The organism is Actinomadura sp. NPDC047616 (assembly GCF_040642915.1).
In the GTDB taxonomy this organism is placed as follows: Bacteria; Actinomycetota; Actinomycetes; order Streptosporangiales; family Streptosporangiaceae; genus Spirillospora; species Spirillospora miaoliensis.
The window spans coordinates 58,207-82,103 of the sequence record NZ_JBEYTB010000017.1 but is presented as its reverse complement, the minus strand read 5'-3'; the positions used below and the strand labels follow the sequence as shown (position 1 = coordinate 82,103).

Below are 23,897 nucleotides of genomic sequence, written 5' to 3'. Positions count from 1 at the left end.
AGCGGACCGCACCGGAATCGGCCCGGAACCCCTTGCGGCAGGGCGGTTCAGCGCCCCGTCGCGCGGGACGAGGCGGTCCGCGGGGAGCGGGGCGGGCCGCAGCTGCCCCGGATCACCAGTTCGGTCGGCAGCAGGACGGGGCCCGCCGCGCGCCGGGGACGGTCGCGCAGCAGCATCTCGCACGCGCGGTAGCCCATGTCGTAGGCCGGACGCGCCACCACGGTCAGCGGCGGATCGCACAGCTCCGCCCACGGCACGTCGTCCACCATCGCGATCGACACGTCGGCGGGGACGCGCAGGTCCAGCTCGCGGGCCACCAGCACCGCCGCCTCGCCGAGCAGGTGCCCGGCGGCCAGCACGGCGGTGACGTCGGTGCGCCGCTGCAGCAGCCCGGCCGCGGCGGCGTAGGCGGAGTCGCGGGCGGGCCGCGCGGACACGATCAGGCCCTCGTCGGGGGTGACGCCCAGCTCGGCCAGGGTGTCGCGGAACGCGCGCTCACGCACGCCGGCGGCGGCGCCGGGCGCGGCCGCGCCGAGGAAGGCGATGCGCCGGTGCCCGAGCCCCACCAGGTACTCCACCAGCGCCCGGACACCGGAACGGTCGTCGGCCAGGACGGCGGGGATCTCAGGCAGGCCGGGCAGCGCCCGGTCGGCGAACACCACGCGGGCGCCCGAGCGCACCGCGGCCCGCCAGCTCTCACCGGACCCGGACGCGGCGGGCAGGGCGATGACGCCGTCGAGCCGCTGCTCGACCAGCCGGTCGACGATCTCGGCCTCGCGGGCGGGGTCGCCGTGCGCGGCGTCCAGCACCAGGTGCTCGCCGAGGGAGCGGGCGCAGGCCAGCACGCCGTCGACCAGCCCGGCGCAGAACGGGTCGGTGACGTCGGGCACCACCAGCCCGATGCCGCCGCTGCGCCGCAGCCGCAGTCCGCGCCCGAGGGCGCTCGGCCGGTAGTCCAGCTCGCGGGCGGCGGCCAGCACCCGTTCGCGGGTGCGGTCGCTGACCGCCCCGGTGCCGGAGAACACCCGCGAGACGGTGGCGATGCCGACGCCGGCCGCGGCCGCCACGTCCTTGATGGTCGCTGATCCGCGCTCGGTGGTCACCGTCCGATTTTTCCACGACGGCCCTTGCCTTGGAAACGTTTCCATGAGTTTTAATCCTCCCCATAGAAATAAGCCCTTATCGGCAGCGTGGGCTGGAAACGTTTCCATCGGAGGGATGAGATGGCCAAGATCGTGCTGGAACGGGTCGACAAGGTGTACGCCGGCGGCGTCAAGGCCGTGGACGCGCTGAACCTGGAGATCCGCGACGGCGAGTTCATGGTGCTGGTCGGCCCGTCGGGCTGCGGCAAGTCCACCGCGCTGCGGATGATCGCCGGGCTGGAGGAGATCAGCGGCGGCAAGATCTCCATCGGCGACCAGGTGGTCAACGACCTGGCGCCCAAGGACCGCGACATCGCGATGGTGTTCCAGAACTACGCGCTGTACCCGCACATGACCGTCGCGCAGAACCTGGAGTTCGGCCTGAAGCTGCGCGGCGTGAGCAAGGAGGAGCGGCGGCAGAAGGTGCAGGAGGCCGCCAAGATGCTCGGCCTCGAGCAGTACCTGTCGCGCAAGCCCGCGGCGCTGTCCGGCGGTCAGCGGCAGCGCGTCGCGATGGGCCGCGCCATCGTCCGCGAGCCGCAGGCGTTCCTCATGGACGAGCCGCTGTCCAACCTGGACGCCAAGCTGCGCGTGTCGATGCGCGCGTCGCTGAGCCAGCTGCACGAGCGGCTCGGCGTCACCACCGTGTACGTCACCCACGACCAGATCGAGGCCATGACGCTCGGCGACCGGGTGTGCGTGCTGCGGGAGGGCAGGCTGCAGCAGGTCGACACGCCGCAGCGGCTGTTCGACAGCCCGGTCAACCTGTTCGTCGCCGGGTTCATCGGCTCGCCCGCCATGAACTTCGTGTCCGCCGAGCTGTCGCGCGGCGACGGCGGCGCGCAGGTGGCGTTCGCCGGGTACACCCTGCCGGTGCCCGACGAGGTGCTGACCGGCAAGCCCGGACTGGACGGCTACCTCGGCAAGAAGGTGATCCTGGGCGTCCGGCCGTCGGACTTCGAGGACGCCGCGCACGCCAAGCCCGACTGGGCGCCGCTCAGCGTGACCAGCACCGTCACCGAGGAGCTGGGCAGCGAGATCAACGTGATCTTCACGATCGACGCGCCGCCGGTGGAGCACAAGGACACCGCCGACCTGGCCGAGGACGCCGCCGAGGGCGACGGCGACGGCGCCATCCCGCTCACCGACAACAAGGCACTGTGGACCGCCCGCGTCAACGCCCGCTCGCACGTGCGCCCCGGCCAGGCGGTCGAGCTGGCCGTCGACACCCGCCGCCTGCACTTCTTCGACCCGGCCAGCGGCCTGGCGATCGGCCACCCGGACGCCTCCGGCGCGGCCGCCGACGACGTGCCGGCGGAGAAGTAGCTGCCCGCCTGAGCCGCGCCGGCGGCCCCGGCGCAGCTCACGGCAAGACTCACGGCAAGGCCCCCGGGACTCCGCGTCCCAGGGGCCTTCCCCCATGGTTCCCGGGGCGTCCCGGGCTTCGTCCACAGGTTTTCCACAGACTGTGGGTTGTGTGACTCTCCGTAATCGTCAGGCCGTCGGCCGGACGCCTGCCGGCCGTCTCCCGTTCATCCTCCCGGGCCCCTCACCGGACCCGTCCGGGCCGCGCGCGTCACTTGACCGAGCCCGCGAGGACGCCCTGCACGAAGTAGCGCTGGAAGGCGAAGAAGACGGCCAGCGGGATGATCAGCGACAGGAACGCGCCCGGCGCCAGGATGTCGATGTTGCCGGTGAACTGCCGCATCTGCGACTGCAGCCACTTGGTCATGGGCTGCGAGTCGGTGTCGGCGAACACCAGCGCGACCAGCAGGTCGTTCCACACCCACAGGAATTGGAAGATGCCCAGGGACGCGATGGCGGGGCCGCCCAGCGGGAACACCACCCGCCGGAAGATCGTCCACTCCGTCCCGCCGTCCATCCGCGCCGCCTCCAGCAGGTCGCGCGGGATCGCGGCGAAGAAGTTGCGCAGCAGGAAGATCGCGAACGGCAGGCCGAACGCCACGTGGAACAGCACCACGCCGGTGATCGAGCCGAACATGTGGAACCCGCCGAACTCGATCTTGCCGTACAACTTGGCCACCGGGATCAGCGCCACCTGGATCGGCACCACCAGCAACGCCACCACCAGCAGGAACAGCCAGTCGCGGCCGGGGAACTCCAGCCAGGCGAAGGCGTAGGCGGCCAGCGCCGCGATGACCACCACCAGCAGCGTGGCGGGCACCGTGATCAGCACCGTGTTCCAGAACGAGTCGACGAAGTCGGGCTTGTCGAGCAGCGCCGAGTACGACTCGACGGTCAGCTGGGACGGCTCGGTGAACACCTGCCACCAGCCGCCGGCGGTGTTGTCCTCGTTGGACCGCAGCGACGCCACCAGCAGCCCGAACGTCGGCACCAGCCAGAACAGCGCCACCACGGCCAGCACGGCCTGCACCGCTCCCCCGCCGACCCGGGACACCAGCCGGGACGCCACACTCCGGCGCGGCGCGCCCGCCGCGCCGCCTCCTCCGGCCGGGACGCCCGCCGCGCCGCCGGCGGTGACCGTGCCCGGCCCGGGCCGCTCCGCTGGGCTCGCCGTGCTCATCTGCGCTCCTGCCGTAGCCGCCGGATGTTGAACAGCATGGCGGGCATGACCAGCAGGAACAGCAGCACCGCGATGGCGCTGCCCGCCCCCTGGTCGTTGCCGCCGCCGAAGGACTCGGTCCACATCCGCAACGCCAGCACGCTGGCGTTGGGATCGCCGCCGCCGATGATGAAGACCAGGTCGAACACCTTCAGCACGTTGATCACCAGCGTGACCAGCACGACCACCAGCACGGGCGCCAGCAGCGGGATCGTCACGCGGCGGAACACCTGCCATTCGGTGGCGCCGTCCACCCGCGCCGCCTCCAGCGCGTCGCGCGGGATGGCGGCCAGCCCGGCGGCGATCAGCACCATCGCGAAGCCGGCCCACACCCACAGGTACGACCCGATGATCGCGGGTGTGATCAGCGTGCTGCCCAGCCACTCGGCGCCGCGGTAGGACGCGGTGAAGGTGTCCTTGGGCACCCGCACCGTGAACGTCCCGGACGGCAGGTCCTTGATCGTGAACGTGCCGTCGGCGCCGGTGGTGGCCTTGCCGACGACCTTGCCGTCCCGGACCGCCTCCACCGTGACGCCGGGCAGGCCGGACTCGCCGGAGTCGGGTGCGCCGGGCGTGCCGCCGCCTCCGCGGGTGAAGTCGAACCAGACCGTGCCGGTGAGCTCACCGGCACGGGCGGCGGGCGGGCGCGCGGCGGGCCGCACGTCCTTCGGCAGGTCCTCGGCCTTGACGCGCAGCAGCGGCACAAGCGCGCTCTGCCCGGCGGCGACCGGCTGCGCGCTCACCACGGCCCCGCCCTCGGCCCGCACGGGCGAGCCGTTCGTGGTGCGGGGCGCGGCGCCCGGATAGGTGACCTGGTCGCGGAAGGCGTCGTGCAGGGCGACCATCGCGGCGTTGGCCACGCCCTTGTCGGGGTCCTGCTCGTACACCAGCCGGAAGATCACGCCGGAGGCGAGGAACGAGATCGCCATCGGCATGAACACCACCATCTTGAACACGGTGGCCCAGCGGACCCGCTCGGTGAGCACGGCGAACAGCAGGCCGACGATCGTCACCAGCGTCGGCGCCACCACGACCCAGATCGCGGTGTTGCGGACGGCGACCAGGTTGTCGTGCCCCTGGAACACTCCGACGTAGTTGTCCAGCCCGGCGAAGTCGCCGGAGGCGTCGAAGAAGCTGCGCACGACCGAGTAGACGATCGGGTACACCACCAGGAAGCCGAGCAGCAGCAACGCCGGCAGCAGGAACACCAGCGCCAGCCAGGACGGCGGGGCGATGCCCTCGCCCCGCCCTCGGGGTTGCCTCATCGACGAACGTCCCAGCCCTCAGCCCTTGTACGCCTTGGCGGCCTCGGACTCCAGCCGTTCCTGGGTGCCCTTGACGTCGGACGGCTTCTGCACGAACGTGCGCAGCGCCTCCCACATGCCCTCGCCGGGGGTGGCGCCGAACGCGGCGGGCGTCAGGTCCGACAGGTCGTAGCGGGCGGCGTCCCCGGCCTGCTGCAGCTGCTGGATGAGCTGCTTGGCGACCGGGTCGGAGTAGGCGTCGGGCGCGACGTTCTTGTTCGGCGACAGGTAGCCGCCGAGCTTGGCCCAGGTGCGGCCGGAGTCGGGCGAGGCCAGGAACTTCATCAGCTCCATCGCGCCCTTGGAGTCCTTGAGCGCCACCGCGATGTCGCCGCCGAGCATGGCCGGGGCGGTGTCACCGGCCTTGGGGAAGGCGAACACCTTCGCGTCGGTGCCGACCTTGGACTTGGTGGTGGCGATGTTGGCCGCGGCGAAGTCGCCGCCGTAGACCATGGCGGCCTTCTCCTGGCCGAACACCTGGGTGACCGACTCGTCGAACTTGGTCTTGGTGGCCTGCGCGACGCCGCCGGAGATCAGATCGGGCTTGCCCCAGATCTCGGCGAGCGTCTGCAGGGCCTTGCCGACGGACGGATCGGTCCACTTGATCTTGTGCTCGGCCAGCTTGTCGTACATCTCCGGGCCGGCCTGCGACAGGTAGACGTTCTCGAACCAGTCGGTCAGCGTCCAGGAGTCCTGCGGACCGGCGGCCAGCGCCAGCGGGGTGGTGCCCGCGTCCTGCAGGGTGCCGGCGGCCTTCACCAGGTCGGCCCAGGTCGCCGGGGGCTGCACGCCCGCGTCGGAGAACACCTGCGGCCGGTACCACATGATCGACTTGTAGGCGGCCTTGACCAGCACGCCGTAGGTCTTGCCGTCGGCGGAGGCCAGGTTCTTCCAGTACGGGGAGAAGTTCTGGTCGACCTGCGCGACCGCGTCCTGCGTCAGCGGCTTGAGCGCGCCGTCGGCCGCGTACTGCTTGAGCAGGCCGGGCTGCGGCAGGATCGCCACGTCCGGCGGGTTCTTGGCCTGGATCCGCGGCCCGAGGTAGGCGTCGGTGTTCTCACCGGTGGAGGCGTAGGAGACCGTGGCGCCGGTCTGCTTCTCGAACGCCTTGAGCACCTCGCGGAAGTTCTTCTCCTCCTGCCCGGTCCACTTGGCCGCCACCTCGATCTTGACGCCCTTGAGCGCGCCGCCGCCGGCGGGGGTCTCCTCGCCGTCGCCGCCGTCGTCGCCGCCGCAGCCGGCGGCCGCGACCAGCAGCCCCGCCGCCAGGACGGCGCCCGTCACACGCCTGCTGACCCTCATCCCTGTCATCCCTCCTGGTCGCCGGACGCGGCCTGCGCACCCCACAGCGCCGCGCCGGTGTCGATGTCGAAGAAGTGCAGCCGCCCCGTGTCGACGTGGACGACCACGGGGTCGCCGACCTTGACACGGGTGCGGGGGCTGAACCGCGCCACGAGGTCGGTGCGCGGGGCCTCCAGGGCGCCCAGCACGTCGGTGCCCGCGTCGCGGGCCAGTTCCTTGGTGTCCTCGGTGACGACCTGCGCGGCCTCGACCGAGAAGTGCACCAGCACGTCCGAGCCCATCGCCTCCACCAGGTCGGCGGTGGAGCGCAGCGTGCCGCCGCCCCCTTCGCCGGCCCCGGATCCGGCCAGCTCGGCGTCCTCCATGTCCTCGGGACGGATCCCGACGACGACGTCGCGGCCGAGGTAGGAGCGCAGCGCGGGCCGCTCGTCCAGCACCCGCCCCGGCAGCGTCAGCGTCTGCCCGCCGACCTCCAGGCGCAGCTCGCCGTCGCCGCCCTTCCCGTCGCCCTCGAGCCTGGCCTGCAGCAGGTTCATGGCCGGGGAACCGATGAACCCGGCGACGAACAGGTTGGCGGGCCGGTCGTACAGCTCCTGCGGCGGCGCGACCTGCTGCAGCTCGCCCTTCTTCATGACCGCCACACGGTCGCCGAGCGTCATCGCCTCGGTCTGGTCGTGCGTGACGTAGATCGTGGTGACGCCGAGGTCGCGCTGGATGCGGGCGATCTCGGCGCGCATCTGGACGCGCAGCTTGGCGTCCAGGTTGGACAGCGGCTCGTCCATCAGGAACGCCTGCGGCTCGCGGACGATCGCGCGGCCCATCGCGACCCGCTGCCGCTGGCCGCCCGACAGGTTGCGGGGCTTGCGGTCCAGGTGGTCGGTGAGGCCGAGGATCCGCGCGGCGTGGTCGACCTTGTCGCGGATCTCCTGCTTGGGCAGCTTGCGCAGGGACAGCCCGAAGCCGATGTTGTCGCGCACCGACAGGTGCGGGTAGAGGGCGTAGCTCTGGAACACCATCGCCACGTCGCGGTCGCGGGCGGGGACCCGGTTGACGACGCGGTCGCCGATGACGACGCGTCCCTCGGAGATGTCCTCCAGCCCGGCCACCATGCGCAGCGCGGTGGTCTTGCCGCATCCCGACGGGCCGACCAGCACCAGGAACTCCCCGTCGGCGATGGAGAGGTTCAGATCTCGCACGGCGCGGGTGCCGTCGGGATAGACCTTGCCCACGCCTTCCAGGACGACCTCTGCCACGACGTCTCCTCTTCTACCGCCCCTTGGGCGGACGCCCCTCCCGCCGCCGGGGACCGGACCCGGCCGAGCACGCGTTCCGCCGGCGCGTCACCTGACGGTCACGCACCCGTAATCCCGGCGGAACGGTGCCCCAAGGTCGTACCGCCATCGGCACCACCCGGGCAACACGGAAAGCACGTCGTGACAAAGATCGTTATGCGGTCGAATTCAAATGTTGTCCGCCGTAACGCATCACACGGTGAGGTTCCAGGCGTTGGCCCTGACCGGCCACCGTTCGACCGCGCGACGGCCGGCCGGGGCGGCCGGACGGCCCCGTGGGACCGTCCGGCGGCGGGTCATGGATCGCCGAGCCGGCGGGCCGCCCGGTGCCCCCGGACGGCGCCGACGAGGGTGAGCAGGATCATCACGGCGACTCCGCCGAGCACGTAGAGGTCGGTGTGGGAATCGGCCAGCGGTGCCGCGACACCACCGCCGATCAGGACGACGATTCCCGCGCCCACCATCCAGGGGGCGGCGGCGCGATTGGCGGCCCGGAAGGCGCGATCGCTTTCCATGCTGGCCTTCGTGCGGACGCCGACGAATCCGTTGCGCGGCAGCCTTTCCAGCCAGCCCAGCACGCCCACGCACACGACCAGTGCGCCCACCAGCGCCGCCACCAGCCCCGACATCACCGAGTCGCTCATTCACCACTCCTTCGTTCCGACATGGCCGCGGCCGTCGGGACCGCGGCGACCGCCCACCGGGCTCGTTCGTCGCGGAGAAGCGGTGCTCCCCAGGTCGGCTGCGTCGCCGCGCGGCCGCGGCGACGCAGCCTATGCGGCTTCGCGGTGGCGCCCAACCTGGGTCGTGGTCGTCGGGCCGCAGGTTCGGGGCGTCCGGACGGCCGTCACGGCACGGCCGCAGGAAGTGGGAGGTGGGAGGGGCGTGGCCGCTACGGCTTGCGGCCGACGCCGCAGAAGTGGGCGAACTCGGGGGGCTCGCCCCAGGGGGTGGCCTCGGGCCGCCACCTGGAGCACGACACCACGCCGGGCTCCAGCAGCTCCACGTCCTCGAAGAACGTCCGCAGCTGCGCCGCCGAACGGGGCACCACCGGCGTGCCGCCGCTCTCGGTCACCCCGCGTGTGGCCTCGTGCATGGCCTCGCCGTCGACCTCGTCGGTGGTGTGCGAGATCGCCAGGTAGCTGCCCGAGGGCAGTGCCTCCACCAGGCGGTGCACGATGTCGCGCGCCTCGTCGTCGTCCACGATGTGGTTGAGGATGCCGAGCAGCAGCAGCGCGATGGGCTGGGAGAAGTCCAGCGTCCGGCCCGCGGTCTCCAGCAGGGCGGCGGTGTCGCGGATGTCGGCGTCGATGTAGTCGGTGACGCCCTCGGCGCTGATGTTGGTGAGCAGGGCGCGCGCGTGCACCAGCACCAGCGGGTCGTTGTCGACGTAGACCACGCGGGCGTCGGGCACCACGCGCTGCGCCACCTCGTGGGTGTTGTCGGCGGTCGGCAGGCCGGTGCCGATGTCGAGGAACTGGCGGATGCCCTCCCCTGCCGCGAACCGCACGAACCGGCCCAGGAACGCCCGGTCGTGCCGGGCGGAGGCGGCGATGTCGGGCAGCAACTGCTGCACCATGTCCCCGGCCTCCCGGTCGACCGGGTAGTTCTCCTTGCCGCCCAGCCAGTAGTCCCAGATGCGGGCCGAGTGCGGGACGCTGCTGTCGATCTTCGGCGGCGCGGACCCGGTGTCCGGGGCGCTGGGGATGTCCTCTGCCATGGCACGGCCTCCTGCCGGGATATCTACGGCAATCCTGACGAATACTGACGAACTCAGTGATCACAGACTAGGCCGTTGTCAGGGCATCGGCGAGGTGGGCGTACGTGGGGGCGAGCGCTCGCAGCGTCCCGGCCGCGGCCGCGTCGTCGCCGCTGACGAGCGGATACTGCAACGCGCCGACCAGGCGCGCCTGCCGCTCGGCGATCCGGGCGGCGGCGCCCCGTCCGATCCCGGCGAGCAGGACGGCGGCGTCGGCGAGCCTGCGCGCGCCCACGCGGACCGCGAAGTGCACCAGATGGTCGCGCTGCCAGGGCTCGAGCCGTCCGGTCTCCAGAAGCTCGGCCAGCCGTTCGGCGGCCGCCGCCGCTCCGCCCGGCGAACCGGCGTCGCGGGCGGCGAGCCAGCGCCGCGCCGCGTCCAGCGAGCGGCGCAGCGCCGTTTCCGTGTCGACGTGCGCCGTGCGGCGGAAATCGGTCCGCATGGTGAACGGCTCGCACGGATAATCGATGGAGTCGGCGCGCCAGGCGGCGAGGAAATCGTCGACGGGAATCGTCGCGTAGGGGTGGCCCTGCGGGTCGTGGAAAAGCACGGTCTCGTCGTCGGCGCCGATGACCACGACGAAATGGTCCGCGCCGATGGCGGTGCCCGATGCGGGTCGGTGCGACAGCAGCCCGAGTTCGACCGGCCCGGCCAGCAGGGGGCGGGCCGGGCCGGTGTCACGCAGCCGGTCGCGCGCTCGCGCGGCCGTTCCCGCGGTGCCGCGCTCGCAGGTCCAGCCGAGGAGCTCGACGGCCGCGTCCAGGCCGATGCCGGGGTTCCAGCCCGGCGGGTCGAAAAAAGGTGTGCGGCCGTCGGCCATTTGCATGCCGAACGGGGAGCCGGTCAGCATTTCTAGCACGGCCGGCTCGGGCGCCTCGGCGCCCAGCACCATCGCCAGGGAGTTGGCGTAACAGTACGGCCCGGATCCGATGTATCGCAGCGGCATGGAGGCGACCCTACAGAAATTCAGCGTACATTTTCACCTCGTGTTCCGCCGAATTCGTCCGCCCTCGGCCCGGCGTATTTTTCAGGCGCGGCGGCGGGCGGCCAGGACGGCGTCGTACACGGTGACGTCCCGCCCCTCGGAGTTCACGGCGGCGCGGGGGCGGGTCTCGGCGACCAGCACCTCCCACTCGCCGGGGTCCAGCGCGGACGCCGGTTCCGCCGCGTCGTACATCAGGTCCGGGAAGCCCATCGGGCGGACGCCGGTGCGCAGGTCGAGCGGGTGGTGTCCGACGATCAGCAGCGTGCCGCCGGGTGCGACGGCGGCCGCCAGCCGGGCGAACAGGTCCCGCCGCGTCGCGGGCGGCGCGTGGACGTACTGCGCCGACACCAGGTCGTAGGCGCGTTCGGCGGGCGTGTGTTCGCGCAGGTCGGCGTGCGTCCAGGCGATGCGGTCGGCGACGCCCGCCGCCTCGGCGTGGCCGGCGGCGCGGTCCAGCGCGGTGGCGGAGAAGTCGAGGGCCGTGACCTGCCAGCCACGCCCGGCGAGCCATACCGCGTCGGCGCCCTCGCCGCAGCCCGCGTCCAGCGCGCGGCCGGGGGTCAGCGCGGCGGCCTCGGCGACGAGCTGCGGGTTCGGCTGCCCGCTCCACAGCGCCGAGCTGTTCCGGTAGCGCTCGTCCCAGGCGTCCTCCGCCAGCACCGCGCGCACCCGCTCCCGGTAGGCGCCGACGGCGTCGCGGGTGTCCTCGGCGATCAGGTCGGCGTTGACGGCCGCCGCGGCGCCGGCCCCCTGCGCCGCGGAGATGATCACGTTGGCGGTCACGTCGGCCACGTTGCCCGCCACCCACACGCCGGGCACGGGCGTGGCCCCGGTCGCGTCGGCGGGAACCTGGGTGCCGATGACGTGGCCGTGCCGCTCGACCTCGGCCGGCTCGAGCCCGAGGGACTCCAGCACGCCCGCGCGGGCGGTGAAGCGGGGCGCGACGACGAGCGCGTCGAGCGGGACGACCTCCCCGGACTCCATCCGCACGCCGGTGAGCCTGTCGTCGTGGACCTCGAGCGCCGCGACGGGCCCGTCCACGACGAGGACGCCGCGCGCGGCGAGCCGTTCGGCGTCCTCGTCCCCCGGCGCGGGCGTGCGGTGCGACAGGAGCGTGACGTCGGTGCTCCACTGCCGCCACATGTTCGCCTGTTCCACTGCGGCCGGGCCGGTGGCCAGGACGCCGATCCGCCGGTCGCCGACCTCCCAGCCGTGGCAGTAGGGGCAGTGCAGCACGTCGCGGCCCCACCGTTCGGCCACCCCCGGCACGTCGGGCAGTTCGTCGACGAGCCCGGTGGTCACCAGCAGCCGCCGCGCCCGCACGCCCCGCCCGTCGTCCAGCGTCACCAGGAACCCGCCGTCGCGGCGCTCGGCGGACCGGACGCGGCCGGTCACGACCTCGGCGCCGTACCGGGCGATCTCCTCGCGTCCGCCCGCGCGCAGGTCGGCGGGCGAGATGCCTTCGCGGCCCAGGTAGCCGTGCATGTGGCCGGCGGGGGCGTTGCGCGGCTCTCCCGCGTCGACCACCAGCACCGAGCGTCGCGCCCGCGCCAGGACCAGCGCCCCGCTGAGCCCCGCGGCGCCACCGCCCACCACCAGGACGTCGTATGCCTCGTTCACCGTGTGCTTCCTTCCGGTCGTCCGATGCGCATACGGTGCGCCCCGCGCCGCCGATCCGACAAATGTCTTTGCCGAAACGGCAACGACCTCCCGGAAAATGGCGTGGCGTCCCGGTGGACGCGTCGCCTAGGTTGCGCTCATGGCCGACGACCGTGCGCAGGGCGCGCTCACCTGGCGCCGTCTCGCCGAGACCGACTTCCCGCTGCTGCGCCGGTGGCTGGAACGTCCGCACGTGGCCCGCTGGTGGAACCACGAGACGTCGCCGGAGGCCGTGCGGCGCGACTTCGGCCCGGCGGCCAGGGGCGAGGAGCCGTCCGAGGACGTGCTCGCCCTGCTCGACGGGCGGCCCTTCGGTCTGGTGCAGCGCTGCCGCCTGGCCGACTATCCCGACTACCTGGCGGACCTGGCCGCCATCGTGGACGTGCCGGACGGCGCCTTCAGCATCGACTACCTCATCGGAGAGCCGGGGCTGACCGGCCGGGGCCTGGGCACCCGGATGCTCACGGCGTTCGTCCGGCGGACCTGGGACGACCACCCCGACGCCACGTCGGTCGTCGTTCCCGTGGTGGCGGCCAACCGCGCGTCGTGGCGAGCGCTGGAGAAGGCCGGCCTGCACCGCGTCGGCGAAGGCGACCTGGAGCCCGACAACCCCGTCGACGACCCCGCCCACTACGTGTACCGGATCGACCGGCCTGCCCGAGGCGGGTGACCGGTCCGATAGCGTCTGGCGCCATGCGGCTTCACGTGGGATGCGCGATGTGGTCTCATGCGCCCTGGCAGGGACGCTTCCTGCCCCATCCGCTCCCCCCGACCGAGCGCCTGCGCGCGTACGCGAGCTGGTGCAACGCGGTCGAGGGCAACACGACGTTCTACGCGACGCCCTCCAGGAGCACGGTGGAGACGTGGGCGCGGCAGACCGACCCGGACTTCCGCTTCCTGGTCAAGCTGCCCAGGACCATCACGCACGAGCGCCGTCTCAGCGGCGGCGAGGACGAGCTGCGGGCCTTCCTGCACGCGATCGAACCGCTGGGTCCCCGGGCGCACGCGCTGTGGGTGCAGCTGCCGGGATCGTTCGGCCCCTCCGACCTCGGCGCGCTGGCGGGGTTCCTGCGCGGGCTGCCGCGCTCGTACGGGTGCGCCGTGGAGGTCCGGCACCGCGCGTTCTTCGAGGACGCGCGGTCCGAACGGCTGCTGGAGCGCGTGCTCGGCGGCGTCGGCGCCGAGTGGGTGCCGTTCGACACCACCGCGTTCTTCCAGACCCCGCCGATCAGCGACGCCGAACGGGACGCGTGGGTGAAGAAGCCGCGCCTGCCGTACCGGGCGCGCGCCCTCACCGGCCGTCCGGTCGTCCGGTACCTCGGCCGTGACGACACCGCCCGCACCGTCGAGGGCTGGCGGCGCTGGGTCGGGACGGTCGCCGGGTGGCTGCGCGAGGGGCGCTCGCCGACGGTGTTCGTCCACACCCCCGACAACGCCGCCGCCCTGGAGCTCGCGCGGCGTTTCCACGAGGAGGTCCGGGCCGTCGTGCCGGAGGTCGAACCGCTGCCCGAGCCCGTGCCCGCCGAGCCGCCGACGCTGTTCTGAGCGGTTGCGCGCCGGGCCGCCCGCCGCGCCGGACGTGAACGCGCCGCGCCGCCGGCCCCCGGCCCCGCCCGGATAGGGTGCGGGCCATGCGCGACGTCCCGCCCGAGCTGGCCGGCCATCCGGACAGGCTGCGCTGGAACGCCAAGTACGCGGGGGCCGCCGAGACGTTCCCCGTGCATCCGCTGGCCGAGCGCGCCCTGGCGATGCCGCCGCCGGACGGTCCGGTGCTCGACCTGGCCTGCGGCACGTCCGGCAACGCGCTGCTGGCGGCCGCGTCCGGGCGCGCGGTGACGGCGGTGGACGTGTCCGAGGTGGCGCTCGACCGGCTCGAACGCGAGGCGCGGCGGCGCGGCCTGCGCGATCTGGTCACCCTCGTCCAGGCCGACCTGGGGACGTGGCGGCCGCCGCCGGGGCGGTACGCGTTCGTGCTGTGCGCCGGGTTCTGGGACCGGGCGGTGTTCGGTCCCGCGGCGGCGGCCGTGGCGCCCGGCGGGCTGCTCGGCTGGGAGGCGTTCACGGCCGAGGCGCGGCGTGTGCGGTCCGGGCTGCCCGCCGAGTGGTGCCTGGCCCCCGGCGAGCCCGCCACGCTGCTGCCCGCCGATTTCACCGTTGTCGACCAGCAGGACGTGCCGGATCTGCGGCATGGGGCCAAGCGGCGGATGCTCGCGCGGCGCGGGGCCGGACCGCGCCTGTGATCCGTCACCGTCAGGGGGTTCACGGACGACCGGAGCCCGGTTTTCGGAGCCGCCGAGTCGCGCGGCGTCCCTGACAGATGATCAAGACGTGGTTAGGGTGCGGGGGTGCCGCCCCGGCCCGGTGCCGGGGCCGCGCACTCCCTTCCCCCATGCGTTCAGGAGAGGACGATGCAGTCTTCCGCAGTCGCCCCCCTTGTCATCGATCCCACCGGCAGCGACCTGCACGGCGAGTCCGCCCGTATCCGCGAGCGCGGGCCGGCGACGCGGGTCGAGCTTCCCGGCGGCGTCCAGGCGTGGGCGGTCAGCGACCCGGAGCTGATCCGGACGCTGTTCACCGACCCGCGCGTGTCCAAGGACCCGTACCAGCACTGGCCGACCTGGATCAACGGCGGCATCGGCCCGGACTGGCCGCTGTTCGCCTGGATGGCCGTGCGCAACATGCTCACCGCCTACGGCGACGACCACCGCCGGCTGCGCCGCCTGGTCTCCAGCGCGTTCACCGCGCGCCGCACCGCCGAGATGCGGCCCCGGATCGAGGCCATCGCCGCCGGGCTGCTCGACGAGCTGGACGCGACGGCGCCGGGCGACGTGGTCGACCTGCGCGAGGGCTACGCCTACCCGCTGCCGATCCAGGTGATCTGCGAGCTGTTCGGCATCGAGGACCGCGCCGCCCGCGAGGAGATGCGCCGCTGCACCGACTCGTTCTTCCACACCTCCGCCGGGCCGGAGGAGGTCACCCACGCCTTCACCCGGATGCAGGAGCTGCTGCGCGACCTGGTCGCCGCCAAGCGCGAGACGCCCGGCGACGACCTGTCCTCGGCCCTGATCGCCGCCCGCGACGAGGACTCGCGGCTGTCGGAGCAGGAGCTGGTCGACACCCTGATGCTGCTGATCAGCGCGGGCCACGAGACGACCGTCAACCTGCTCGGCAACGCCGTGCACGCGCTGCTCACCCACCCGGACCAGCTGGCGCTGGTCCGGGACGGCCGCGCGGGCTGGGACGACGTGATCGAGGAGACGCTGCGCGCCGAGGGCCCGATCGCCAACATCCCGCTGCGCTTCGCGGTCGAGGACATCCCGCTGGACGGCGGCGTCACGCTGGGCAAGGGCGAGCCGATCATCGCCTGCCTGGACGCGGTCGGGCGCGACCCGGGCGTGAACGGGCCTGACGCCGGCGACTTCGACGTCACCCGTGCCGTCAAGGAGCACCTGGCGTTCGGCCACGGCGTCCACTACTGCCTGGGCGCGCCCCTGGCCCGGCTGGAGGCGGCGATCGCGCTGCCCGCCCTCTTCGAGCGTTTCCCCGGCATGACGCTCGCCGCCGGTCCCGGAGAGCCCGCTCCGCAGGAGTCGTTCATCTCCAACGGGCGCCGCACGCTGCCCGTCCAGCTCAAGCACTGACAGCACGACAGCACGCTGACGCCATACGTGACACCACAAATGACGTCATGATGACGTCACCCGATTGACGGTGACGCCATCATGACGTCATAGTGGTGTCATGGACCTCACGCCGTACGTCGACACCCTCCGCCGCGAACTCGCCGTCGCCGCCGAGACGGGCGGCGAGGACGCCCGCGCGCTCGCCGAGCGGCTCGTCGCGCCGCTGGACTCGGCCGCCCGGCTCGCCCTGCTGGAGGCGCTGTCGGCCGCCGCGGACGAGATCACCCGCGAGCTCGCGCCCGGCTCGGTCGAGGTGCGCCTGCGCGGCCGCGACCCCGACTTCGTGGTGACGCCGCCGCCCGCCGACCCGTCGCCCGAGGCACCGCCCGCCAGGAGCCTGAAGGACGCGCTGGTCGGCGCCTTCGAGGTCTCGATGGGCGTACGGCCCGCCGCCGTGTCCCCCGAGGACGCCGACGAGGGCGGCGAGGGCGGCGGCACCGCACGTCTCACCCTGCGCCTGCCCGCCCAGCTCAAGCCGCGCATCGAGGAGTCCGCCGCCGCGATGGGCCTGTCGGTCAACGCCTGGCTCGTCCGCGCCGTGACCGCCGCCCTCGACCCCGCCGGCCCCGGCGGGACGACCGGCCCCGCGCAGGGCCGTCCCATCGGCCGCCACTACACCGGCTGGGCGCGCTAGCCGCACCCCGCGCATCACCGCTCTTCACCCACTGGGTCCAACGCCCGTCCGCTGTGACGGGACACCTGCTCGCGCCATGAGGAAGGCTTCGCCATGCCCGGATTCGACACCCCGGAACCGATCGCCGCGACCATCGAGATGGCCTCCGGCCACCTGTACATCCGCGCGGGCGACCGCACCGACACCGTCGTGGAGGTGCGTCCCACCGACGAGTCCAGCGAGGCCGACGCCAACGCCGCCCGGCAGACCACCGTCGAGTACGCCGACGGCCGCCTGACCGTCACCGGGTACAAGAACCGGCTGCGCTCGCTCGTCGGCCGCGGCCCGTCCATCGACGTGACGGTGGAGCTGCCCGCCGGCTCGGCCGTCGACGCCGACTCGTGGTCGGAGATCCGCACCGAGGGGCCCCTGGGCGACTGCACCTTCGCCAGCGCCGCGGGCGCCCTGCGCATCGACCGCACCGGACGGCTGCGGGCCCGCACCGCCGCGGGCGAGGTGACGCTCGGCCGGGCCGACGGACCCGCAGAGGTCACCAGCTCCACCGGCAAGATCCGCGTCGGCGAGGTCGACGGCACGGCCGTGCTGAAGACCTCCAGCGGCGACATCGGCGTCGGCGAGGTCACCGGCGAGGCCCGGCTCAAGACCGCCCACGGCGACATCACCGTCGGGAGGGCGCTGGCCGCCCTGTCGGCCAAGACCGCCTTCGGCGCCGTCCGCGTCGGCGAGGTGGTGCGCGGCTCGGTCGTGCTGGAGACCCGGTTCGGCGAGGTGGAGATCGGAGTCCGCGAGGGCACCGCCGCCTGGCTGGACGTCGCGTCCCAGAACGGCAGCGTGCGCAGCGACCTGGAAGCGGCCGAGGGTCCCGGTCCCGCCGAGGAGACCGTCGAGGTGCGCGCCCGTACCGGCTTCGGCGACATCGTCATCCGCCGCTCCTGACCCCGTCTCCCCCTCCCCCGAGAGAAACCCCCCGAGAAAGAGGAACATCATGGAAGGCCCCCCGAACCGGCCCGCGATCGGCGTGTCCGGGCTGCGCAAGTCCTACGGCGACAAGGTCGTGCTCGACGGCGTCGACCTGACCGTGGCCGAGGGCACGATCTTCTCGCTGCTCGGCCCCAACGGCGCCGGCAAGACCACCATCGTCAAGATCCTGTCCACGCTGATCCCCGCCGACGCGGGCGAGCTGCGGGTCGCCGGACACGACGTGGCCCGCTCCCCCGACGCGGTGCGCGCCGCCATCGGCGTCACCGGCCAGTTCTCCGCCGTCGACGACCTGCTCACCGGCGAGGAGAACCTCGTCCTCATGGCCGACCTGCACCACCTGGGCCGGGCCGAGGGACGGCGCCGCGTCGCCGCACTGCTCGACCGGTTCGACCTGGTGGACGCGGCGAAGAAGACGGCGGGCACCTACTCGGGCGGCATGAGGCGCCGCCTGGACCTGGCGATGACCCTGGTCGGCGCCCCCCGCGTCATCTTCCTGGACGAGCCCACCACCGGGCTGGACCCGCGCAGCCGCCGCGCCATGTGGCAGATCATCCGCGAGCTGGTCGCGGGCGGCGTCACCATCTTCCTGACCACCCAGTACCTGGAGGAGGCCGACGAGCTGGCCGACCGGATCGCCGTGCTGGACGGCGGCCGCATCGTCGCCGAGGGCACCGCCGACGAGCTCAAGCGCCGCGTGCCCGGCGCCCACGTGCGGCTGCGGTTCGCCGACCCGGCCGCGCTGGAGTCGGCCGCGCGCCTGATCGGCACGGCGGACCGCGGCGACGAGCCGCTCACCCTGCGGGTGCCCAGCGACGGCGGCGTGCGGTCGCTGCGGGTGCTGCTCAGCCTGCTCGACCAGGAGTCGATCGACGTGGACGAGCTGACCGTCCACACGCCCGACCTGGACGAGGTGTTCCTCGCCCTCACCGGCCACCACACCACGGAGGTCTCCCGATGACCGCGCTGTCGCTCGCCGTGACCGACTCGGCGACCATGCTGCGCCGCCAGCTGCGTCACATGCTGCGCTACCCGTCCCTGACCGTGCAGCTCATCGGCATGCCCGTCATCTTCCTGCTGCTGTTCGTCTACGTGTTCGGCGGAACCTTGGGCGCCGGGCTCGGCGGCGCCGCCGGCGCGGGCGGCGGTGCCGGTCGCGACGAGTACCTCGCCTACGTCACCCCCGGGATCCTGCTGATGACCGTGGGCCTGTGCGCCACCGGGACGGCGGTCGCGGTGGCCATGGACATGACAGCGGGGATCGTCGCGCGGTTCCGCACCATGGCGATCTCCCGGTCGTCGGTGCTGACCGGGCACGTGCTGGGCAGCATGGTGCAGATGGTGCTGGCCGTGGCGGTGCTGCTCGGGGTGGCCGTGGCGATCGGGTTCCGTCCCGACGCGACCCCGCTCGAATGGCTGGCCGCCCTCGGCATGCTCCTGCTGATCAGCCTGGCGCTGACCTGGCTGTCGGTGGCGCTGGGCGCCCAGTCCAAGAGCGTCGAGAGCGCCAGCAACGCGCCCATGCCGCTGACACTCCTGCCGTTCCTGGGCAGCGGTTTCGTGCCCACCGACTCGATGCCGGACTGGCTGCGCTGGTTCGCCGACTACCAGCCGTTCACCCCTGTCATCGAGACCCTGCGGGGGCTGCTGCTCGGCACCGAGATCGGTCACAACGGCGCGCTGGCCGTGGCCTGGTGCGCGGGCGGGACGGTGGCGTGCTTCCTGTGGGCGCGGCGGCTCTACGAGCGCGCCCCCGTCCGCTGACCCGCGCCACGAGCCGGGCGGGCGACGCGGCCGCGCGACATCATGCGCCTCGGCGCATGGAGCGCGGCCGCTCCGTCGTTCCGGCGGTCCTCCGCGTGGTCCCGCTAGTCGTCCGAGCCTCCGAAGGCGGCGTCGAACGCGGCGGCGGGCGGCTCGATCTCGGCCAGCCGCCGGACGATCTCCAGGGCCTCGGGCGCGCCCATCAGCCGGTCCATCCCCGCGTCCTCCCACTCGATGGACACGGGCCCGTCGTAGCCGATGGTGTTGAGGGCGCGGAAACAGTCCTCCCACGGCACGTCCCCGCGGCCGGTGGAGATGAAGTCCCAGCCGCGCCGCGGGTCGGCCCACGGCAGGTGGGAGCCGAGCCGGCCGCGGCGCCCGTCGGCCCGCCGCACCTTGGTGTCCTTGCAGTCCACGTGGTAGATGCGGTCGCTGAACTCGAGCAGGAAGTTCACCGGGTCGATGTCCTGCCAGACCATGTGCGAGGGGTCCCAGTTGAGGCCGAACGCGGGCCGGTGCCCGATCGCCTCCAGCGTCCGCACCGTCGACCAGTGGTCGTAGGCGATCTCGCTGGGGTGGACCTCCAGCGCGAACCGCACCCCGACCTCGTCGAACACGTCCAGGATCGGGTTCCACCGCTCGGCGAAGTCCGCGTACCCGCGCTCGATCATCGCGGGCGGCACCGGCGGGAACATCGCCACGGTGTGCCAGATCGACGAGCCGGTGAACCCGACCACGGTGTTCACGCCCAGCTTGGCCGCCGCGCGGGCGGTGTCCTTGATCTCCTCGGCGGCGCGCCGCCGCACCCCCTCCGGCTCGCCGTCGCCCCAGATCCGCGCGGGCAGGATGGCCTGGTGCCGCTCGTCGATCGGGTGGTCGCACACCGCCTGCCCGACCAGGTGGTTGGAGATCGTCCAGACCTTCAGGTCGTGCTTGGCGAGCGTCTCCAGCTTGCGCGGGACGTAGGAGTCGTCGGCCAGGGCCTTGTCGACCTCGAAGTGGTCGCCCCAGCAGGCGATCTCCAGGCCGTCGTAACCCCACTGGGAGGCCAGCCGGCAGACCTCCTCGAACGGCAGGTCCGCCCACTGGCCGGTGAACAGGGTGATCGGTCGTGCCATGTCGCTCCTCGATTCGGGTCGCGGCCGTGGCCGGGCGGTGCGTCCACCGCCCGGCCACGGCCCGCGTGCAACGGGTCACATGCGCGGGGTCACGTGCGCGGGGCCACGTCCGCCGGATTCAGGATCACACGCGCCGGGGTCGCGTGCGCGGGGTCACCGCTTCGGGAACCGGACGGCGCGCAGGTAGTCGTAGCCGACCTTGGCCGTGTTCAGCGGCGCGGTCGGCTGGTCGTGCTCGACGATGTACTCGATGACCCCCGCCTCCCTGGAGTGGGAGAAGATCCGCGGGAAGTCGATCGTGCCGGTGCCCAGGTCGGCGAACGAGCCGTCGGCCGCCCGGTCCTTGACGTGGTACTGCAGGACGCGGTGCCGGTGGGCGCGGATCAGCTCCACCGGGTCGCGGCCGCCCGCGACCGCCCAGTACAGGTCCAGCTCCAGGTGGACGTACCTGGGGTCGGTGCGGGAGGTGATGATGTCGTACGGCACCTCGCCGGTGGGCAGCCTCTGGAACTCGTGCGCGTGGTTGTGGTAGCCGAACCGCAACCCGTACCGGCACGCCAGCCGTCCCGCCTTGTTCAGGTCGTCGGCCAGCTTCTTCCACTCGTCGGCGGTGCTGAACGACGCCCACGGCACGACCGCGAAGCGCTGCCCGAGGGTGACGCAGTCCTCGAACACCGGGGCCATGTCCGCCGCCAGTGAGATGTGCCCGGAGGTGCCGTGCAGGCCGTGGCGGTCGAGGATCTGCCGGAACTGCGCCGCGGTGCGGCCGTAGGTGCCCGCCAGCTCCACCTTGCGGTAGCCGATGGCGGCCAGGCCGCGCAGCGTGCCCTCGACGTCCTGGGAGAGCAGGTCGCGCAGGGTGTACAGCTGGACGCTGATGGCACCGCGCGGCACCCGGCCGGTGGGGCGGCCGCCGCCGGCGGCGTGCGCGGTGCCGGGGAGCGCGGCGAGGCCGAGCCCGAGCGCGGTGGCGGCGGTGCCGCCCAGCAGGGTACGGCGGTTGATCTCGTGCACCGTGGGTCCCCTTTCGGAGGGTGGGACCCGTCCCGCCGCGTGCGCGCCGCGGCGGGACGGAGGGTCGAGGGGGAGGTCAGGACGAGGTGGTGAAGGTGAATTCGTCGATCTCGAACAGGTTCCCGGAGCCGCCCTTGAAGACGAAGTAGATCTTTCCGGCCTGGGCGGGCGCGCCGGAGATCGTGCCGGTCACGGTGGTGAAGGTGGAGCCGTCCCAGGTCCCTCCGCCCGTCACCGGCGCCGAGCCGAGCAGCGTGCCGTCGGGCGCCCCGGCCCGCAGCTCGATCGTGCCGCCCGCGCCGCCGGCGGAGACCCGCGCGGTGAACGAGGCGGCGTTGCCGAGCCAGTACGGCTCGAACATGATCCAGTCGCCGTTCTGCACGTTGCCGGCCGTGGCGCTGCCGTGCGCGGCGGGACGGCTGACCCGCGACACGCCCGACTGCTCCTTGTAGTGCTCGGCCTGGCGCGTCTTGGGCTGGGTGAAGTTGACGTCGGTGCCGCGCAGGGGCACCACGCCCTTGCGGCCGCCGCCGTCGGTGTACTCGGCCGCCCACACCCCGTAGGTGTTCTCGGAGGGGCCGTGGTCGCCGTCGGCCGGCGTCTGGAGCGTGCCGGAGCAGCCGGTCGCCTCGGCCAGCGCGTGCGAGTGCGTGGAGTGCCCCAGCAGGTACGTCAGCTTGACCCTGCTGCAGTCGACGCGCTCGTCGGGGTCCTTCACGCGGATCCGGTACGGGACGGCGTCACCGAAGTTGGCCAGCTGGCCGTCCCGGGGCAGCTCGATGGTCACCGTGGGCGCGGTGTTGCCGACCGTGACCAGCAGGCTGTCGGTCGCGGACTTGCCGCTCTGGTCGGTCACCGTCAGCGTGGGCGAGAACTGCCCGCGCTTGGTGTACCGGTGCGTGGGGTTGGGCCGGGTGGACGTCGTGCCGTCGCCGAAGTCCCACTTGTAGGTCAGCGCGGTGCCCTCGGGGTCGTGCGTGCCGGCGGAGGAGAACCGCACCGTCAGCGGCTTGCCGCCGGAGGTGCGGTCGGCGCTGACGCTGACCTCGGGACGGCGCCCGGTCGTGCCGATGTGCTCGATGCGGAACAGGCCCGCGTGGTCGTCGGTGCCGAAGTAGGACTCCCCGTAGGTCAGGACGTACAGGGCGCCGTCGGGGCCGAACTCCAGATCCATCACCTTGTAGCCCAGCGGCCAGGGGAACGGCGACACCGTCCCCTTCGAGCCGTCCTCGCCGACCTGGACGGTCCTGATCCAGCGCCGCTCGAACTCGCCCAGGAACACCAGCCCGTCGTACTCCTGCGGGAACTTGACCTGGGAGGTCGACTCCGGGTCGTAGTGGTAGACCGGGCCCGCCATCGGGGACTCCGACTGCGAGCACCCGCTCGGCGGGTTCATCTCGGCGTTGTCGCAGCCGCTGTAGCGGATCCACGCGGGGACGGGCTTGGGCAGCTGCGTGATGCCGGTGTTGTGCGGGGACTCGTTCTTCGGGCCGTTCTGGCAGTCGAACTTGGGTCCGACGGCGCCGGTGGCGAAGTCGTAGTCGGCGTAGGTGTCGTCGGGGGTGTTGGCGCCGGTGCAGTAGGGCCAGCCGTAGAAGCCGGGACCGGTGACCCGGTCGTACTCGACCTGCCCCTTCGGCCCGCGGGCGGGATCGTTGTCGTCGCCCTTGTCGGGACCGTACTCGCCCAGGTAGACGGCGCCGCTGCCCGTGTCGACGGAGATCTTGAACGGGTTGCGGAAGCCCATCGCGTAGATCTCGGGACGGGTCCTGTCGGTGCCCGGCGGGAACATGTTGCCCTCCGGGATCGCGTACGTGCCGTCCTCGTTGACCTTGATGCGCAGCAGTTTGCCGCGCAGGTCGTTGGAGTTGGCCGAGGTGCGCTGCGCGTCGAACACGGGGTTGCGGTTCGGCCGCTCGTCGATCGGCGTGTAGCCGTCGGACTGGAACGGGTTGCTGTCGTCGCCGGTGGCCAGCAGCAGGTTGCCCTGGGCGTCGAACTCGATGTCGCCGCCGACGTGGCAGCACATGCCGCGTTCGGTGGGCACCTGCAGGATCTTCTGCTCGCTGGCCGGGTCGAGCTCGCCGGACTCGCTCAGCTTGAAGCGCGACAACTGGTTGTAGCCCTTGAACGGCTCGAAGTCGGCGGGCGTGCCCGTCTCGGGGGCGTCGCCCAGCGGGGTGTTCAGCCGGGGCGCGTAGAAGAGGTAGACCCACCGGTTCTCGGTGAAGCCGGGGTCGACCGCGACGCCCTGCAGGCCGTCCTCGTCGTGGGTGTAGACGTTGAGCTGGCCCGCGACGGAGGTGCGGCCGTTGGCGTCGGTGAGGCGCAGCACGCCGTCACGCGAGGTGTGCAGCACCGAGCCGTCCGGCAGGGGCTCGAAGGAGATCGGCTCGCCGACCTCGTCCGGGCCCTTCGCCAGCGTGTACGGGTAGAAGTGGTCGTCGGGCGCCGCCGCGGCCGGGGTGGCCCGCACGACGGGGACGGCCAGCGCCACGGCGGTGACGACGGCGGTCGCGATCGCGGTGACGATGCGGCGCCCGCGCCGGGTGCGGTCACGATGGGTACGGGGGGAATGGGGGTACGTACGGCCTGGAGGGGTGGGGGTCTCCATGCCTTTCCTCCTCGCCGGGGGGAGCAACGGATCCGCAGGGGCGGGTTCGGGGTCGGCGTCCTCCT

At 72.9% G+C, this 23,897-nt stretch carries 21 protein-coding genes; 9 read left to right on the top strand and 12 right to left on the bottom strand.

From position 1 onward, the window contains the following. Window positions 1-47: 47 nt before the first annotated feature. Window positions 48-1,103, bottom strand: coding sequence for a LacI family DNA-binding transcriptional regulator (locus tag ABZ801_RS32820; protein ID WP_360705342.1), 1,056 nt, complete (start codon window positions 1,101-1,103; stop codon window positions 48-50). Between the two features lie 120 nt (window positions 1,104-1,223). Between ABZ801_RS32820 and ugpC (ABZ801_RS32815) the strand changes: the two genes are divergently transcribed. Then, the gene (ugpC, locus tag ABZ801_RS32815; RefSeq protein ID WP_360705339.1) at window positions 1,224-2,468 is read left to right on the top strand and encodes a sn-glycerol-3-phosphate ABC transporter ATP-binding protein UgpC; all 1,245 of its coding nucleotides are present in this window, start codon (window positions 1,224-1,226) and stop codon (window positions 2,466-2,468) included. 250 nt (window positions 2,469-2,718) lie between these two features. On the opposite strand, the gene ABZ801_RS32810 is transcribed toward ugpC (ABZ801_RS32815), so the two are convergent. The 8 genes from ABZ801_RS32810 to ABZ801_RS32775 all read right to left on the bottom strand — a co-directional run bounded on the left by ABZ801_RS32810 (window position 2,719) and on the right by ABZ801_RS32775 (window position 11,988). Then, complete coding sequence (locus ABZ801_RS32810; protein WP_344946364.1) at window positions 2,719-3,687, bottom strand: carbohydrate ABC transporter permease; 969 nt, start codon at window positions 3,685-3,687, stop codon at window positions 2,719-2,721. Further along, window positions 3,684-4,991, bottom strand: coding sequence for an ABC transporter permease subunit (locus tag ABZ801_RS32805; protein ID WP_344946367.1), 1,308 nt, complete (start codon window positions 4,989-4,991; stop codon window positions 3,684-3,686). Before ABZ801_RS32805 ends, ABZ801_RS32810 begins: the two co-directional genes overlap by 4 nt. Window positions 4,992-5,009: 18 nt before the next feature. Further along, window positions 5,010-6,332 carry an extracellular solute-binding protein gene (locus ABZ801_RS32800; protein WP_344946370.1) on the bottom strand — a complete coding sequence of 441 codons (1,323 nt, stop codon included), beginning with the start codon at window positions 6,330-6,332 and terminating at the stop codon, window positions 5,010-5,012. A 5-nt stretch (window positions 6,333-6,337) separates the two neighbouring features. Next, complete coding sequence (gene ugpC, locus ABZ801_RS32795; protein ID WP_360705335.1) at window positions 6,338-7,585, bottom strand: sn-glycerol-3-phosphate ABC transporter ATP-binding protein UgpC; 1,248 nt, start codon at window positions 7,583-7,585, stop codon at window positions 6,338-6,340. Window positions 7,586-7,920: 335 nt separating this feature from the next. Then, window positions 7,921-8,268, bottom strand: a complete 348-nt coding sequence (locus ABZ801_RS32790; RefSeq protein WP_344946376.1) for an SdpI family protein — start codon at window positions 8,266-8,268, stop codon at window positions 7,921-7,923. 248 nt (window positions 8,269-8,516) lie between these two features. Then, entirely contained in the window at window positions 8,517-9,344 is an 828-nt protein-coding gene (locus ABZ801_RS32785; protein WP_344946378.1) for an SAM-dependent methyltransferase, read from the bottom strand. 67 nt (window positions 9,345-9,411) lie between these two features. Then, window positions 9,412-10,329: a hypothetical protein gene (locus ABZ801_RS32780; RefSeq protein ID WP_360705331.1), complete on the bottom strand. Its 918-nt coding sequence runs from the start codon at window positions 10,327-10,329 to the stop codon at window positions 9,412-9,414. 81 nt (window positions 10,330-10,410) lie between these two features. Beyond that, the gene (locus tag ABZ801_RS32775; RefSeq protein WP_360705328.1) at window positions 10,411-11,988 is read right to left on the bottom strand and encodes a bifunctional NAD(P)/FAD-dependent oxidoreductase/class I SAM-dependent methyltransferase; all 1,578 of its coding nucleotides are present in this window, start codon (window positions 11,986-11,988) and stop codon (window positions 10,411-10,413) included. 139 nt (window positions 11,989-12,127) lie between these two features. Here ABZ801_RS32775 and ABZ801_RS32770 point away from each other — a divergent pair, with 139 nt between their 5' ends. From ABZ801_RS32770 to ABZ801_RS32735, 8 genes are all read left to right on the top strand, one after another. Further along, complete coding sequence (locus ABZ801_RS32770; protein WP_344946385.1) at window positions 12,128-12,697, top strand: GNAT family N-acetyltransferase; 570 nt, start codon at window positions 12,128-12,130, stop codon at window positions 12,695-12,697. A gap of 23 nt (window positions 12,698-12,720) precedes the next feature. After that, window positions 12,721-13,572, top strand: a complete 852-nt coding sequence (locus ABZ801_RS32765) for a DUF72 domain-containing protein (RefSeq protein ID WP_360705323.1) — start codon at window positions 12,721-12,723, stop codon at window positions 13,570-13,572. A gap of 86 nt (window positions 13,573-13,658) precedes the next feature. After that, the gene (locus ABZ801_RS32760; protein WP_360705321.1) at window positions 13,659-14,267 is read left to right on the top strand and encodes a class I SAM-dependent methyltransferase; all 609 of its coding nucleotides are present in this window, start codon (window positions 13,659-13,661) and stop codon (window positions 14,265-14,267) included. A gap of 168 nt (window positions 14,268-14,435) precedes the next feature. Further along, on the top strand, window positions 14,436-15,668 hold the full coding sequence (locus ABZ801_RS32755) for a cytochrome P450 (protein WP_360705318.1): 1,233 nt from the start codon (window positions 14,436-14,438) through the stop codon (window positions 15,666-15,668). Between the two features lie 100 nt (window positions 15,669-15,768). Next, a complete protein-coding gene (locus ABZ801_RS32750) occupies window positions 15,769-16,344 on the top strand; it encodes a hypothetical protein (RefSeq protein ID WP_360705315.1) in 576 nt (191 codons plus the stop codon). A 93-nt stretch (window positions 16,345-16,437) separates the two neighbouring features. Beyond that, the gene (locus ABZ801_RS32745) at window positions 16,438-17,280 is read left to right on the top strand and encodes a DUF4097 family beta strand repeat-containing protein (protein WP_360705312.1); all 843 of its coding nucleotides are present in this window, start codon (window positions 16,438-16,440) and stop codon (window positions 17,278-17,280) included. Between the two features lie 49 nt (window positions 17,281-17,329). Then, the gene (locus ABZ801_RS32740; RefSeq protein ID WP_360705310.1) at window positions 17,330-18,283 is read left to right on the top strand and encodes an ATP-binding cassette domain-containing protein; all 954 of its coding nucleotides are present in this window, start codon (window positions 17,330-17,332) and stop codon (window positions 18,281-18,283) included. Then, on the top strand, window positions 18,280-19,086 hold the full coding sequence (locus ABZ801_RS32735; RefSeq protein ID WP_360705307.1) for an ABC transporter permease: 807 nt from the start codon (window positions 18,280-18,282) through the stop codon (window positions 19,084-19,086). Before ABZ801_RS32740 ends, ABZ801_RS32735 begins: the two co-directional genes overlap by 4 nt. Window positions 19,087-19,190: 104 nt before the next feature. Here the strand turns inward: ABZ801_RS32735 and ABZ801_RS32730 are convergent, their stop codons facing one another. The 3 genes from ABZ801_RS32730 to ABZ801_RS32720 all read right to left on the bottom strand — a co-directional run bounded on the left by ABZ801_RS32730 (window position 19,191) and on the right by ABZ801_RS32720 (window position 23,832). Further along, complete coding sequence (locus tag ABZ801_RS32730) at window positions 19,191-20,204, bottom strand: sugar phosphate isomerase/epimerase family protein (RefSeq protein WP_360705304.1); 1,014 nt, start codon at window positions 20,202-20,204, stop codon at window positions 19,191-19,193. Between the two features lie 153 nt (window positions 20,205-20,357). Further along, window positions 20,358-21,218: a sugar phosphate isomerase/epimerase gene (locus ABZ801_RS32725; RefSeq protein ID WP_360705301.1), complete on the bottom strand. Its 861-nt coding sequence runs from the start codon at window positions 21,216-21,218 to the stop codon at window positions 20,358-20,360. A 76-nt stretch (window positions 21,219-21,294) separates the two neighbouring features. Then, complete coding sequence (locus ABZ801_RS32720) at window positions 21,295-23,832, bottom strand: PQQ-dependent sugar dehydrogenase (RefSeq protein ID WP_360705298.1); 2,538 nt, start codon at window positions 23,830-23,832, stop codon at window positions 21,295-21,297. Window positions 23,833-23,897 lie beyond the last annotated feature (65 nt).